The organism is Streptomyces sp. NPDC048461 (genome assembly GCF_055587105.1).
The window spans coordinates 68900-83165 of sequence record NZ_JBVJGW010000028.1 but is presented as its reverse complement, the minus strand read 5'-3'; the positions used below and the strand labels follow the sequence as shown (position 1 = coordinate 83165).

Below are 14266 nucleotides of genomic sequence, written 5' to 3'. Positions count from 1 at the left end.
CCCCGCCCCCCGCCGCCCCCACCGCGCGGGGGCTTGGGTGGCGGGGCCGGTGACCCCCCCCGTCCGTGAAGGCCCCCGCGGCGCGCCCCGAGGGGAGGGGCCCGCGCCGGCCCGTGGACCGGCGCCGGCAAATCTACGGCCGGACAGCATCCGCCCGCGCCCATCCACGGGTTGAAACCCGGCTACCCCCTCGGGGGGCGGCCCCGTACCACCAGGGTTGTACACCCAGGGGTTGACGTACAGCTGTCCGCACGCCCGGCGGCGGTCCGGCTCCGAACCGCGTCACCGGTCGCCGGCGAGGCCGTGTACGCCGTCGGCTCCCTCTGGATCCCCTCCACCATGCCGCTGTCGGGAACACCACGGGTCGGGGTCGACCGGGTGCGGAAGCGGGCGGCCGTCTCCCGCGGCACGGTGACCGCAGGGCCCGCCCCCGAGGGGGTCTCGACGTCAGGCTGCGGATCCCCGTACCCCGGCCGGACGGGAGCTCGGCGAGCCGCTCCGGACCCGGTCCGGGCGGGCGGAGCCGCTGACCGCCGCGCCGCGCGCCGCCGCCTGCCGCTCCGGATGCGGACGGTGCTCCGCGGCGCCAGAGTGGGTGCCATGGGAATCGACGACTACGGCGGCGGCCCCGGGGCCCAGCAGACGGGCGTCCTCGTCGTGACGACCAACGACGTTCCCGGCTACCGGGTCGAGCGGGTCATCGGCGAGGTCTTCGGCCTCACCGTGCGCTCCCGCCACCTCGGCAGCCAGATCGGCGCGGGCCTGAAGTCCATGATCGGCGGAGAGCTCAAGGGCCTCACCAAGACCCTGGTGGAGACCCGGAACCAGGCCATGGACCGGCTCATCGAGCAGGCCAAGGCGCGCGGAGCCAACGCGGTGCTCATGATGCGCTTCGACGTCACCGACGCGGCCGACGTCGGGACCGAGGTGTGCGCCTACGGGACGGCCGTCGTGCTGGTCCCCGCCTCCGGCTGACCGTCGGACCGAACCCCGCTCCCCGTTCCCTGCTCTCTGTTGTCCGCACCCCGCCCCGCCCTGGCGCCGGGCGCGCCCCGGTAGTGCGCGGTACCCGCGCACCCGAGCGGCAGGGCGACGCCCCCGCTCCGTGCACCGCGCCGCCCGCGGCGCGGAGGCGTTCGGCGTACGCCCCCCGCCGCGGGGTGGTCGTACGGTGTTGCCCGCTCGCCGGCGGAGCCCCCGCAGCCACCCCCGCCTCCGCCCGTGGGCGGTCCCGTAGAGGACTCCGCGAGGTCCGCGCGAGGGGCCTGCCGCACTACTGGTAGGAAACCTTCCTATCCGATACGCTCCCGGTCGGCGGCTTGGCGCGGTGCCCACTTACCGGGCATGACGCGCTCAGTTGAGAGCTCTGACCCGGCCGCCGTGGCGCTGCCCCCTGCCCGTTCCCGGTGCCGGGCCGGCGCCCCGCACCGGAGTCCAGCTCTCGCCGTCCCCGAATTCAGGGAGTCCAGGTATGCACCTCCATGCCTCCGCTCGAACCCCCCTGTTACGCGCCCGCCCGTTACGCACCCGCCCCCGCACCCTCCTCCTCGTGCTCACCGGCGTCCTCGCGCTCCTCGGCGGGCTGTTGCTCGCGTGGCCCGGTCGGGCCGGAGCCGCCGCCGACCCGCTCATCTCGCGCGGGAAGCCCGCCACCGCCTCCTCCGCCGAGAGCGCCTCGCTCGCGGCCGCCAACGCCTTCGACGGCTCCGCCACCACCCGCTGGGCCAGCGCCGAGGGCAAGGACCCGCAGTGGATCCGGGTCGACCTCGGAGCCGGATCCGCCGTCACGCGGGTCCGGTTGACCTGGGAGGCCGCGTACGCCAAGGCCTACCGGATCGACGTCTCCGACGACGGGGCCACGTGGACCACCCTCGCCGAGGAACGCGCGGGCAACGGTGGCACCGACGACTGGACCGGCCTCGCGGGCAAGGGCCGTTACCTCCGCATCCACGGCACCGCCCGCGGAACGGCGTACGGCTACTCGCTGTTCGAGGCCGAGGTGTACGGCACGCCCGGCGGCGGACCGCCCCCGGCGGGCGCCTTCACCGTGGTCGCCGCCGGCGACATCGCCGCACAGTGCACCGCCTCCGACAGCGGTTGCGCCCACCCGAAGACCGCCTCCCTCGCCCGGCAGATCGACCCGAAGTTCTATCTGACGATGGGTGACAACCAGTACGACGACGCCCGGATCGCCGACTTCCGGGCCTACTACGACAAGACCTGGGGCGCCTTCAAGGCGAAGACCCGCCCGGTACCCGGCAATCACGAGACGTACGACCCGGCAGGCACCCTCGCCGGCTACAAGGCCTACTTCGGGAGCATCGCCTACCCGCAGGGCAAGAGCTACTACAGCTTCGACGAGGGCAACTGGCACTTCGTCGCCCTCGACTCCAACTCCTTCGACCAGAAGGCCCAGACCGACTGGCTCAAGGCCGACCTGGCCGCCAACACCAGGCCCTGCGTGGCCGCCTACTGGCACCATCCGCTCTTCTCCTCGGGCGGACACGGCAACGATCCGGTCTCCAAGCCGGTGTGGAAGATCCTCTACGGCGCCAAGGCCGACCTGGTCCTGAACGGGCACGACCACCACTACGAGCGGTTCGCCCCGCAGGACCCCGACGGCAAGGCCACCGCGAGCGGCATCGTGGAGGTCGTCGGCGGGATGGGCGGCGCCGAGCCCTACCCGATCGAGGAGGTCCAGCCCAACAGCCAGAAGCGGATCAGCGGCCAGTACGGCGTCCTCAAGCTGGAGTTCACCGACTCCGGGTACGGCTGGACCTACGTCGGCAGCGACGGCCAGGTCAAGGACACGAGCCCGAAGTACAGCTGCCACTGATGTACCTGGCCCGTACCGGCCGCCCGGACGCGCCGCCCCGCACCCCGGGGGCCCGGCGGCGCGTCCCCGCCGCCGTCTTCGCGCTCGGCGCGGTCAGCCTCGTCACCGACGTCTCCTCCGAGATGGTCACGGCCGTGCTGCCCCTCTACCTCGTCCTCGGACTCGGCCTGTCTCCGCTCCAGTTCGGGTTCCTGGACGGCATGTTCAACGCCGCGACCGCGTGCGTACGGCTGCTCGGCGGCCGGCTCGCCGACCGCGGAGGCCGGCATAAGCAGATCGCGGGTGCCGGATACCTGTTGTCCGCGCTCTCCCGGCTGGGCCTGCTCCTCGCCGGCGGAGCCGCCACGGGCATCGCGGCCTCCCTCGCCGCCGACCGGCTCGGCAAGGGGATCCGCACCGCCCCGCGCGACGCCCTGATCTCGCTCAGCGTCCCGCCGGAGGCCCTCGGCCGGGCCTTCGGCGTGCACCGCGCCATGGACACCACCGGGGCGCTCCTCGGCCCGCTCGCCGCGTTCGCGGTCCTGTGGGCCACCGCCGACGCCTACGACGCGGTGTTCGTCGTCAGCTTCTGCGCCGGGCTGTTCGGGGTGCTGCTCCTCGTCCTGTACGTTCCGGCCACCGTCACCACTACCGCCACCGTCACCACCACCGCCGTGACCGCTACCGGCCGTACCGCCCCCTCCCCGGCACCGCCGCCGGTGAGGCCGCTGCGGGACCCGGTGTTCCGCCGCGTCCTGGGCGCCGCGGTGCTGCTGGGCGCCGCCACCATCGGCGACGCCTTCCTCTACCTGATGATCCAGCGCGGGCTCGACCTGGCGCCCGCCCTCTTCCCCCTGCTGCCCCTCGGCGCCGCCGCCGGCTACCTGCTGCTCGCCGTCCCGGTGGGCCGGATCGCGGACTCCCGCGGACGCCGACTGCCGTTCCTGCTCGGGCACGCCGCGCTGCTCGGCGCGTACGCCACCCTGCTGCTGCCCCTCGGCCCGCCCAGCATCGCGGCCGTCCTGGTCCTCCTGGCCGTCTTCTACGCCTGCACGGACGGGGTCCTGATCGCGCTCGCCGGCCCCCTCCTCCCCACCCGTGGCAGGGCCGGCGGGATCGCGGTGCTCCAGACCGGCCAGGCACTGGCCCGGCTCCTCGGCGCGGCCGGATTCGGGGCCGCCTGGACCTTCTGGGGGCAGGGGCCCGCCGTGTGGGCGGCGGCGCTCGCCCTCACCGCGGCCCTCTCCGCCGCCTGGCGGATCCTGCCCGCCTCCGCAACCGCCGCCCCCTCGCCCGCCCGCGCATCGGAGGAGCCGTGACACCCCGCCGACAGAAGCTGCGTACCGCCCTGGTCGCCCTCGCCGTGCTCCTCCTCGCCGGCGGCTCCCTCGGGTACGTCCTGCACGCCCGTCACCGCGAACAGGCCTCCCGGCAGGGCGTCGACGGCTCGTTCGCCCTGGCCGCACCCGGGCTCTACTTCCGCGACGCGGCCACCGGGCGGATCGCGCACGCGTCCGGTCGCGGGGGAGCGGGCGCGCGGGGCGGCCCCGCCTGCGACCGGTTCCACGCCGCCGCGAACCGGGTGCTGTGCCTGCGGGGGCTCCCCGGCCTGCCCGCCCGCACCGAGGCACTGGTGACGGACCGGCAGCTGCGCGAGATCCGCCGGGTGACCGTCGCCGGCATCCCCAACCGGGCCCGGGTGTCCGCCTCGGGCCACTTGCTGTCCTGGACCACGTTCGCGACCGGTGACTCCTACGCCACCTCCGCCTTCTCCACCCGGACCTCGATCCTGGACATGCGCACCGGCTACCTGGTCAAGTCGATGGAGGACATCCCGCTGACCCTCGGCGGGGCCCGTCACCACGCCGCCGACGTCAACTACTGGGGTGTCACCTTCGCGCGGGACGACAACCGCTTCTACGCCACGGTCTCGACCGGCGGCCGTACCCACCTCGTCGAGGGGGACCTTCGGAACTGGTCGGCCAAGGCGCTGCGCGAGAACGCCGAATGCCCGTCCCTGTCGCCCGACGGCACCCGGATCGCCTTCAAGAAGCGGGTCTCCGACGACCCGGCGGCCCCCTGGCGGCTGTTCGTCCTCGACCTGGCGACCCTGGGCGAACTCCCGCTCGCCGAACCGCACAGCGTCGACGACCAGGCCGCCTGGCTGGACGACACGACCGTCGGCTACGCCCTGCCGGGCCAGCGAGGCAGGGCGAGCGACGTCTGGTCCGTCCCCGCCGACGGCACGGGCACGCCCCGGCTCGTGGTGGCGGGCGGCTCCTCCCCGGCTGCCGTGGACTGATCGTCTGTCTGCTGTGGTGCTGCCCAAGGCCCAAGGCCCAAGGCCCAAGGCCCAAGGCCCAAGGCCCAAGGCCCAAGGCCCGGGGCGTCTGGAGCCTCAGCCCGTGAACCGGGGAGCGACCAGTCCGGACTCGTACGCGATGACCACCGCGTGGGTCCGGTTCTGCGCGCCGAGTTTCGTCAGCACGTTGCCGACGTGCGTCTTGACCGTCTCCAGGCTCACCGTGAGGGACTCCGCGATCTCCGGGTTGGACAGGCCGGTGGCCATCAGCCGCAGGACCTGCTCCTCCCGCCCCGTCAGGGCCGCCTTCGGCAGGGCCGCGGCGGAGTCCAGCGGACGGGGAGCGACCATCCGGCGCAGGGTCGCCGGGAAGAGGATCGCCTCTCCCGCCGCCACCACGCGCACCGCCTCCGCGATCTGCCGGACCGGAAGCCGCTTGAGCACGAAGCCGCTGGCCCCGGCGCTGAGCGCGGCGGTCACGTAGTCGTCGTTCTCGAAGGTCGTGATCACCACGACCTTCGGTGCTCCGGCAGCCCCGTCCGGGCGGGGCGGCCAAGCGGCCCCGCCCGGTCCGCCCGGCTCGGCGAGGAGGTGCCGGGTGGCCTCGATCCCGTTGCGCCGGGGCATCCGTACGTCCATCAGGACCACGTCCGGACGCAGCAGCCGCGCCTGCTCGACCGCCTCGACACCGTCGGAGGCCTCTCCGACCACGGTGAGCCCGGGCTGCGCCCCGAGCAGCGTGCGCAGGCCGCTCCGGGTCACCTCGTCGTCATCCGCGATCAGAAGCGTCACGGACGTGTTGCCGGGATCGGTCACGGCGACCACCGTACGGGCAGCCTGACGGACAGCCGCCAGTGCCGCGGGCCGTCCGGGCCGGCGGCGAACTCGCCGTGCAGCAACCGCACGCGCTCGGCGAGGCCGGGCAGACCGTGTCCGGACGCCGGAAAGGCACGCCCGCGGACCCGGCCCGTACCCGTACGCGTACCCGTACCGATCGTGTTGACCACACCGAGCTCCAGTCCCTCCGGAGCGGCCGCCACGCGGACCTCTATCGGCCCGCCCGCTCCGTGCCGCATCGCGTTCGTCAGCCCCTCCTGCAGGATCCGGTACGCCGCCCGTGAGAGCGTTCCCTGCACCCGGGTCAGATCCCCGGTCAGCTCCCACTCCACCACCGAGCCCGTGTGCCGCACCCTGTCGCGCAGTTCGGGGAGATCGGCCAGGGACCGGGTCGGCGCCGGCTCGGTGTCCCTCTCGCGCAGGAGGCCGAGCACGTAGTCCAGGTCTTCCAGGGCGGCCCGGGCGGAGTCCTCGATGCTGCGCAGCGCGGCCCTCGCCGCGGCCGGGTCGTCCGAGAGCACTTCGCCGGCCACCGCCGCCTGGATCGTGGTGGTCGTCAGGGTGTGCCCGATCGAGTCGTGTAACTCGTGCGCCAGTCGGTTGCGTTCGGCCAGGCGCAGTTCCCTTTCGGCCGCCAGCGCGAGCCGCTCGGCCGCGGACGGGCCGAGCAGCCGGGGCGCCGACCACCGCAGGGCCTTCGTCACCAGCACGCACAGGGCGGCCGCGAGGAGCAGGCAGCAGGCGCCGACCGCCCAGCTCTGCCAGCCGCCCTCCACCCGAACCGACCGTCCGAACAGGCTCAGTCGCACCGTGGCGCCGAGCCATCCACCGGGCAGGGTGAGGCCTGCAAAGAGCAGCAGACCGCTGGTGAGCGCGCCCGTCCATCCGAGTGTCACGTGCAGCAGCAGCCAGAGCGGAGTGCGCCAGCGGTCGGCGCGGGACGGAGCGGCCCGGTCCGGCACGGTGAGAGCCGGTCCGGCCGGCGAACTCCCGGACACCCGCACGGCGACGGGCTCGGGAAGCTGCACCCCGAGCAGCCGCCGGGCGGACACGACCAGCACCCGCCGTGTGGTGCGGGCGAGTCCGACCAGACCGATCAGAGCGGCCCAGACGAGCAACACCACGACGAACTGCACGCCTTCGGGAGCGGATCGCCACGCCAGCGCGGGCATCATCGCGAAGGGCAGCAGGGGAAGGCTCGCGAGAACGCCGCCGAAGGCGAACAGCGCACCGGCGTACGTGGAGCGGCGCAGCAGTGGCCGGAGTCCCTTGATCATGATCGCCCAGTATGTACGGGCGGCTCATCCGCGGCCTCCCCCGATCGGGGGAGGCAGTTCTCCCGCCTTCCCGTGATGTGCGGGGGAGTCCTGTGAACCCATGATCGTGTCCTGCCCGGTCGACGGGCGGCAGGAGGGGTCGGCAGGACCCCGCGATCCCACGGAGTTGACTCATGAGCGAGCAGACACGGCACCGGCCCCGGTCCACCGAGCGGCGGAGCGGCGGGCGCCGCGGAGCGCCGGCGGCGGTGGCCGCGCTGGCCGCCGCCATCGTGACCGCCGGCCTCCTGGCACCGACCACGTCGTTCGCCGCCGCGCGGCCGGACGGCGTGCAGCAAGGTCTGAACGCGTTGGTGCGGGACGGCCAGCCCGCCGCGCTGGCAGCCGTCAGGGGCGGGGCGGGCCCTGACCGGACGTACACGGCGGGGGTCGGCGACCTGGCCACCGGCGCGAAGGTGCCCGGGAACGGTCAGGTGCGGATCGGCAGCAACACCAAGACGTTCGTCGCGGTGGTCCTGCTCCAGCTGGTCGGCGAGGGAAAGATCGGCCTCGACGACCGGGTCGACACACATCTTCCGGGGCTCTTGCGCGGGGACGGAATCGACGGGGGCCGCATCACCGTCCGACAGCTCCTGCAGCACACGAGCGGACTCCCCGACTACGGGGTGCACATCAGCGACGACGAGATCGCGCACCGGTACTTCGAGCCCCGGGACCTCGTCGACATCGCCCTGAAGCACAAGGCCGAGTTCGAGCCCGGGGAGCAGTGGAGCTACAGCAACACGAACTACGTGGTCGCCGGCCTGATCGTCCAGAAGGTCACCGGCCGGCCCCTCGTCGAGGAGATCGACCGGCGTGTCGTCCAGCGCATCGGGCTGCGCGACACCTACTTCCCCGGCCCCGGAGACAAGACCATCCGGAAACCCCACCCGAGGGGCTACCGCGTGATGCCGGGGGGAGAGCTGCGCGACTCCACGGAGATCGACCCCTCGGCGGGGTGGGCGGCGGGACAGATGATCTCCACCAACTCCGACGTCAACCGGTTCTTCACCGCGCTCCTCCGCGGCGACCTCCTGGAGGACGCCCAGCTCGCCCAGATGCGCACCACCGTGCCGGTTGGGGATACCGGTGCCCACTACGGCCTGGGTCTCATGAGCAGGAAGCTGTCCTGCGGCGGCGTCTACTGGGGCCACGGCGGCGACATCGTGGGATACGAGACCCGCGGCGGAGTGACCGACGACGGCCGTCGGGCCGTGAACATCGCGGTGACCACTGTTCCGGCCGAGACATCGGGCACGCGGCGCGTGGAGGCGGTCGTGGACACGGCGCTGTGCCGTGGCTAGGGGGTGTCGTCAAAGTCGGTTCGTACGCCCGGAGGGCGGGCCGTGCGTGCCGGGCGCCGCACGGCAGGAACGAATGTGACGACACCCCCTAGGGGGCATCGCGCTCGGTCGGGTCACGGCGGACCGGGGGCGGGCGGCACCCGCCGGACGTCCGTCGCGGAACTGACCACCGGCTACCGCCCGTAGGGGCGGAGCGGCAGACTGGACACCGTGACCCTCATGGACAAAGGCGCCAACCTGCCGATCACCTCGACCGGTGTCCGGGCCGTCCTCGGCTGGGCGGCCGGGCCCGGGGTGCCGGACGTGGACGCGTCCGCGCTGCTGCTGACCGGCGGCGGACGCGTCCGCTCCGACGCCGACTTCGTCTTCTACAACCAGCCCCGGCACGCCTCCGGAGCCGTGCGCCACCTCGGCAAGCGGCCCGGAGCCGACACCGTCGCCGTCGACCTGGCCGCGGTGGAACCCGGTGTCGAACGGGTCCTGCTCTGCGCGTCGGCGGACGGAGGGAGCTTCGGGCAGGTGCCCGGGCTCCACCTGATCCTCCTCGACGCGACGTCCGGGGTCGAGCTGGCCCGCTTCGACATGCGGGCGGGCCCGGAGACCGCGTTCGTGAGCGGCGAGCTCTACCGGCGCTCCGGGGCGTGGCGCTTCCGGGCCGTCGGCCAGGGGTATGCCAGCGGGCTGGCCGGCCTCGCGACGGACTTCGGCATCACCGTGGACGAGCCGCAGCCGCAGCCGCAGCCGCCGGTCGCCGCCCCCGCGCGCCCCGCGCCTGCGATCGCGCCCGGCGAGCCGACCGTACGGTTCACCAAGGGGGAGGAGCGGCTGCCCTCCGACGTGCGCGAACGCCTGTCCCTGCGCAAGCGGCAGGTCGCCGTCAGCCTGAGCAAGCGGGGCGTCACCGGTCTGTCCGCCCGGGTCCTCCTCGTCCTCGACGCGTCCGGCTCGATGGCGGGTCTCTACCACCGCGGCACCGTCGCGGGCGTCGCCGAACGGATGGCCGCCGTCGCCGCCCAGCTCGACGAGGACGGGGAGATGCAGGCCTGGACGTTCGCCTCGCACCCGGCGCGGCTGCCCGACCTGACGATCGGCGACCTGCCCGAGTGGCTGCGCCTGCACGTGCGCGGCGGGGAGTTCAGTCTCTTCGGCCGCCGCAAGCCGCCCAAGGGACTGGTCCCCGGCCAGGTCGACATGCGCGCCGTCGGCATCGGCAACGAGGAACAGAAGGTCATCGCGGAGGTACGGGCGTTCGTCCGCGACCATCCGGCGGCCGAACCGACGCTGGTCCTGTTCTTCTCCGACGGCGGGGTCTACCGCAACGACGCGATCGAACGGGAACTGCGCGCTGCCGTGGAGGAGCCGGTCTTCTGGCAGTTCATCGGCCTCGGCCGGGCCGACTACGGGGTACTGGAACGCTTCGACACCCTGCCCGGCCGCCCCGTCGACAACGTCGGCTTCTTCGCGGTCGACGACATCGACACGCTCTCCGACCCCGAGCTGTACGACCGGCTCCTGTCGGAGTTCCCGTCCTGGATCCAGGACGCGCGCCGGGCCGGCATCCTGCGCTGACCCGCCCGGGGTCTGCGCCCCTCGACCTGCGCCCCCTGGACCTGCACGCCCTCGAACCACACGCGCACCCGTGCCGGGACACCCCGCACAGCCGACGACCGACCGGAGGAACGTACGTGCCGACGAACGAGCGGGAACCGTCCGCAGCCGAGGTGTTCGACGACCTGTCCACGCGCTACGAGGAGGCCTTCGGGCAGGACCCCGCGCAGTTGGAGGCCCTGGACTGGCTCGCCGCCCGACTGCCGCGCGGCGCCCGGGTGCTGGACGTGGGGAGCGGCACCGGCCGGCCGACCGCCGAGAGGCTCGCCGCGGCGGGCTGCGCGGTGACGGGCATCGACGTCTCGGGGGCGATGGTCGCTCTGGCACGCGGCCGGGTGCCGCGGGCCCGCTTCGAGCAGGCCGACGTCCGTACGTACGTCCCGGGCGAGGCCGGCTTCGACGCCGTGTGTTCCTTCTTCCCGCTGCTGATGATGGATCAGCCGGAGGTGGCGGCCGCCCTGGAGCGGATGGCGTCGTGGGTCCGGCCCGGGGGCTACCTCGTGCTGGCGACCGTGCCCGGTGACATCCGGGGCCTGGGCATCGAGTTCATGGGACACCGGGTCACCGTCAGCAGCCTGTCCGCAGAGGACCACCTGGCCCGGCTCGCGGCCGGGGGACTGGAGGTCCTGCACCACCGGACAGTCCTCTTCCACCCCGCCGGAGGCCTGGCCGAACCGGAGGAGCACCTGTTCTGCTACGCGCGCCGCCCCGACGCGCAGCAGCCCCCGGCGGCCCCTTCGCCCGGTTCGGCCTGATCCCGGGGAGGGAGAGATGCGGCGGGCTGCGCGGGTCAGCGACGGTCCGGCCCGTTCCCGGGCCCGGGAGCAGGCTCGGCCGCCGCGACGTGCTCGGGCCGCAGCCCCGCCGCGAGCCCGACGACCACGACGGCCAGCCCCAGCCAGACCGCCGGGCCGGGGAGCCCGCTGCCCGTGAGGGCGCCGGCGCCGGCCGCGGCGAGCGGCGCGATGCCGGTCAGCAGGCCGGCCCGGCCGGCGCCCACGGCGGCCACCGTGCGGTACCAGAGGAGGAACGCCACCGCCGTGACCATGACGGCCAGGTACGCCGCGGCCGCCCACTGGCCCGTGCCGAGGGACGCCAGGTCGGCCGGGCGCTCGAAGACCACCGTGAGCCCCGCCAGCATCACCGCCCCCATCCACACCGCGTGCACGGAGACTCCCCACGGGCCGTGCCGTCGCAGCACCGGTACGGCGAGCAGCGTGAAGGCGGCCTCGCAGCCCAGGGCAAGGGCCGCCCAGCCCACCCCGGCGGCGTCGGTCCGGCCCGTCCCCTCGACCAGCACCGCCCCGGCGACCACGACGGGGGCGGCCCACAGGACGCGGCGGCTGGGCCGTCGCCTTTCCAGGAGGGGGCCGACGACTCCGAGCAGTACCGGTACGGAGGCCACGGCGACCGCGATGACGGCCGGTTCGGCGTGCGCGACCCCGCGGACGACGGCCACGTTGAACAGCACCAGCCCGGTCGCCGCGATTCCGGCCAGCCAGAGCCATTCGAGGCCGCGCGGACGCAGGACCGGAACACGGGCGGCCCGCGCCAGCGCGAGCAACAGCAGGGCGGCCGCCGTGTACCGGACGGCCTGGACGGCGAAGAGCGGGGCGTCGACGAGCGAGCGGGAGAGGCTGACGCTGCTGCCGACCAGGGCCATGCCGACGATGCCGGGCGCCAGATCCCGGAGGGTGGTGGCCGGGGTGGCCGGGGTGGCTGGTGTGGTGGGCGTGGCGCGGGAAGCCGTGGCCGGTGTCGCGGGCGACGCCGCGGTGGGTGTCGGGGCGGGGGCAGGGGCGGGTGTGGGTGCAGGTGTGGGGGCGGGTGTCCTCATGGGGTCGAGCCTGGTCCCACAATGGTCCCGTGAGCAGGTCCAATGAGAAGGCATCCCAGGGGTCCAATGCGGCGGCTCCGGAGGCGGGCGCGGGTGCCGGCGGCTCCGACTTCCTCCAGCTCGACCTGGCCGGGGCACCGGCCGGCGGGCGCACCGAGTGGCTGGCGGCCCGGCTCCGCGCCGCCATCGCCGACGGCACGCTGCCCGTCGGCTCCCGCCTGCCGGCCAGCCGCGTGCTCGCAGCCGAACTCCGCGTGTCCCGGGGGCTCGTCACCGAGGCGTACCAGCGACTGGCGGAGACCGGCCAGGTCTCCGGCCGGGGCCGCGCCGGCACGGTCGTCGTCGCCGCCCCACCCGTGCTACCCACCACACCCGCCACATCCGCCCCGACCGGGCAGGCCGGCCCGCCGCCCGGACCGACCGCCGCCCCGGCCCGCGGCGGGCTCATCGACGCGCTCCGGGCCGAGCCGTGCCGGATCGACCTCTCACCCGGCGTGCCCGATCTGACGGCCTTCCCCCGTACCGCCTGGCTCCAGGCGGAGCGCCGGGTGCTGGCCGGGCTCACCCCGGCCGACTTCGGCTACGGCGACCCCCGGGGCGCACCCGCGCTCCGGGCGGCCGTGGCGGGCTGGCTGGCCCGTAACCGGGGCATCCGGGCCGACCCCGACGAGGTGGTGATCGTCGCCGGGGTCGCCCAGGCGCTGGCCCTGCTCGCGCAGGTCCTGCGGGACGACGGCGTACGGCGCGTCGCGGTGGAGGACCCCGGCTCGCTGGGCGCCCGCCGGCAGCTGGAGCACTGGGGGCTGGAGCCGGTTCCCGTACCGGTCGACGAAGCCGGGCTGGACGTGTCCCGGCTGCGCGCGTGCGGGGCCTCCGCCGTCCTGCTCACCCCCGCGCACCAGTTCCCCACCGGCGTCGTCCTCGACGGCGAACGGCGCCGGGACCTGCTCGGCTGGGCCGCCGGCGGGGGACTGGTCATCGAGGACGACTATGACGCCGAGCACCGCTACGACCGGGCGCCCGTCCCGGCCCTGCGGGCCCTCGTACCCGAGGCCGTCTGTTACGCGGGGAGCGTGTCCAAGCTGCTGGCCCCGGCACTGCGCCTCGGCTGGCTGCTGGTGCCGTCGCGGCTGCGCGACGCGGTGACGGATGCCAAGCGCTACGCCGACCTCGGCAACCCGGTCCTCGCCCAGCTCGTGCTGGCCCGGCTGATGGACTCCGGCGAGCTGGAACGCCACCTCCGGTTCGTCCGGCGCCGGCACCGGCGCCGCCGGGACGCGATGCTCCGCGCGCTCGCGGAGCGGCTGCCCGGGGCCCGGGTGCACGGTGCGGCAGCGGGCCTGCACCTGATGGTCACCTTCGACGGAGCCGGCTTCGAGGACACCGTTCTCGCGGCGGCGGCCCTCGCGCTCGGCGTCAAGACGCACCCGCTGTCCTGGCACCGCCTCGGCCCGGGGCCGCCGGGCCTGATCCTGGGCTACGCGGCGGGACCGGCCGGCGAGATCGAGGAGGGCATCGCGGCCCTGGCGACGGCCCTGGCGACGACCCTGGCCGGGCCGGCCGGAGCAGGTCGAGGGGGCTGCCAGAGCTGAGGGGGCCGCGGGATCTTGGGGGCGCGGCGGGCGGACGGAGCCCGCAGAGCGGGACACGGGCCGTCCGGGCAAGCCCGCCCGCCCCTTCTGACCTGGGTCGATGCCCCTTGACGGAAGGGGCCGTCCGCTCTACGGTCCGAGTCCGGCCCGTTCCGCTGCGGCCCGTGGCCCCGTTCCTCCTCCCCCGGGAAGTCATGCACCACTACACCGATGCCCTCGGGAAGTACGCCGTCTTCCGCGGCCGGGCCCCGCGCCCCGAGTTCTGGACGTTCTTCCTGGTCAACGCGCTGATCATCGCGGGGTGCGTCCGCCTGGGCGACCTCCTCGGCAACGACCTTCCCGCGTCCCTGTTCGGCCTCGCGGTCCTGCTGCCGACGCTCGCCGTGACCGTGCGCAGGCTGCACGACATCGGCCGGTCGGGCTGGTGGACCCTGGCGGTCGTCGTCCCGCTGATCGGCTGGGTCTGGCTGCTCGTCATGCTGGCGGGTGCGAGCTCGGGCGACACGTCCCACGGGCCCCGCCCCGCCACGGCACGTCCCCGGTCCGTGCGCTGAGACACGCGGCGCCCGCCGCGTCCGGGCGTCCGCCGACCGGCGCGGCCGCGGGGGAGTTCCGGGCCGGCGGAAATTTCTTCCCCGACGGCGGCAACCGAACG

The 14266-nt window shown here is 74.6% G+C and carries 12 protein-coding genes; 9 read left to right on the top strand and 3 right to left on the bottom strand.

The genetic code is table 11. The features are described 5' to 3' along the window. Window positions 1–600: 600 nt before the first annotated feature. The 4 genes from ACZ6S8_RS33275 (at window position 601) to ACZ6S8_RS33260 (ending at window position 5117) form a co-directional block, all read left to right on the top strand. On the top strand, window positions 601–975 hold the full coding sequence (locus tag ACZ6S8_RS33275) for a YbjQ family protein (RefSeq protein ID WP_469461297.1): 375 nt from the start codon (window positions 601–603) through the stop codon (window positions 973–975). A 574-nt stretch (window positions 976–1549) separates the two neighbouring features. Further along, entirely contained in the window at window positions 1550–2836 is a 1287-nt protein-coding gene (locus ACZ6S8_RS33270) for a discoidin domain-containing protein (protein WP_469461296.1), read from the top strand. Beyond that, window positions 2836–4134 (top strand): MFS transporter, encoded by a 1299-nt coding sequence (locus ACZ6S8_RS33265; RefSeq protein ID WP_469461295.1) that lies wholly within the window; start codon window positions 2836–2838, stop codon window positions 4132–4134. The genes ACZ6S8_RS33270 and ACZ6S8_RS33265 overlap by 1 nt, the downstream gene beginning before the upstream one ends. Further along, on the top strand, window positions 4131–5117 hold the full coding sequence (locus ACZ6S8_RS33260) for a TolB family protein (protein WP_469461293.1): 987 nt from the start codon (window positions 4131–4133) through the stop codon (window positions 5115–5117). Before ACZ6S8_RS33265 ends, ACZ6S8_RS33260 begins: the two co-directional genes overlap by 4 nt. A 96-nt stretch (window positions 5118–5213) precedes the next feature. Here ACZ6S8_RS33260 and ACZ6S8_RS33255 read toward each other — a convergent pair whose 3' ends face one another. Beyond that, a complete protein-coding gene (locus ACZ6S8_RS33255) occupies window positions 5214–5933 on the bottom strand; it encodes a response regulator transcription factor (protein ID WP_469461291.1) in 720 nt (239 codons plus the stop codon). After that, the gene (locus ACZ6S8_RS33250) at window positions 5930–7231 is read right to left on the bottom strand and encodes a sensor histidine kinase (protein ID WP_469461289.1); all 1302 of its coding nucleotides are present in this window, start codon (window positions 7229–7231) and stop codon (window positions 5930–5932) included. Before ACZ6S8_RS33250 ends, ACZ6S8_RS33255 begins: the two co-directional genes overlap by 4 nt. Window positions 7232–7404: 173 nt before the next feature. Here ACZ6S8_RS33250 and ACZ6S8_RS33245 point away from each other — a divergent pair, with 173 nt between their 5' ends. From ACZ6S8_RS33245 to ACZ6S8_RS33235, 3 genes are all read left to right on the top strand, one after another. Then, the gene (locus ACZ6S8_RS33245) at window positions 7405–8574 is read left to right on the top strand and encodes a serine hydrolase domain-containing protein (RefSeq protein ID WP_469461287.1); all 1170 of its coding nucleotides are present in this window, start codon (window positions 7405–7407) and stop codon (window positions 8572–8574) included. 219 nt (window positions 8575–8793) lie between these two features. Continuing rightward, window positions 8794–10143, top strand: a complete 1350-nt coding sequence (locus tag ACZ6S8_RS33240) for a VWA domain-containing protein (RefSeq protein WP_469461338.1) — start codon at window positions 8794–8796, stop codon at window positions 10141–10143. A gap of 116 nt (window positions 10144–10259) precedes the next feature. Continuing rightward, entirely contained in the window at window positions 10260–10937 is a 678-nt protein-coding gene (locus ACZ6S8_RS33235; protein WP_469461286.1) for a class I SAM-dependent methyltransferase, read from the top strand. 35 nt (window positions 10938–10972) lie between these two features. Here the strand turns inward: ACZ6S8_RS33235 and ACZ6S8_RS33230 are convergent, their stop codons facing one another. Next, on the bottom strand, window positions 10973–12019 hold the full coding sequence (locus ACZ6S8_RS33230) for an EamA family transporter (RefSeq protein ID WP_469461284.1): 1047 nt from the start codon (window positions 12017–12019) through the stop codon (window positions 10973–10975). 29 nt (window positions 12020–12048) lie between these two features. On the opposite strand from ACZ6S8_RS33230, the gene pdxR reads away from it, so the two are divergent. Together pdxR and ACZ6S8_RS33220 are read left to right on the top strand one after the other, a co-directional pair. After that, window positions 12049–13611 carry a MocR-like pyridoxine biosynthesis transcription factor PdxR gene (pdxR, locus tag ACZ6S8_RS33225; RefSeq protein WP_469461282.1) on the top strand — a complete coding sequence of 521 codons (1563 nt, stop codon included), beginning with the start codon at window positions 12049–12051 and terminating at the stop codon, window positions 13609–13611. A gap of 164 nt (window positions 13612–13775) precedes the next feature. Further along, window positions 13776–14165 (top strand): DUF805 domain-containing protein, encoded by a 390-nt coding sequence (locus tag ACZ6S8_RS33220; RefSeq protein ID WP_469461281.1) that lies wholly within the window; start codon window positions 13776–13778, stop codon window positions 14163–14165. The last annotated feature ends 101 nt before the right edge of the window (window positions 14166–14266 follow it).

Bases quoted from the DNA above. Each gene is read 5' to 3' on its own strand.
- ACZ6S8_RS33275 (WP_469461297.1), top strand. From the start codon at position 601: ATGGGAATCGACGACTACGGCGGCGGCCCCGGGGCCCAGCAGACGGGC.
- ACZ6S8_RS33265 (WP_469461295.1), top strand. From the start codon at position 2,836: ATGTACCTGGCCCGTACCGGCCGCCCGGACGCGCCGCCCCGCACCCCG.
- ACZ6S8_RS33250 (WP_469461289.1), bottom strand. From the start codon at position 7,231: ATGATCAAGGGACTCCGGCCACTGCTGCGCCGCTCCACGTACGCCGGT.
- ACZ6S8_RS33245 (WP_469461287.1), top strand. From the start codon at position 7,405: ATGAGCGAGCAGACACGGCACCGGCCCCGGTCCACCGAGCGGCGGAGC.
- ACZ6S8_RS33240 (WP_469461338.1), top strand. From the start codon at position 8,794: ATGGACAAAGGCGCCAACCTGCCGATCACCTCGACCGGTGTCCGGGCC.
- ACZ6S8_RS33230 (WP_469461284.1), bottom strand. From the start codon at position 12,019: ATGAGGACACCCGCCCCCACACCTGCACCCACACCCGCCCCTGCCCCC.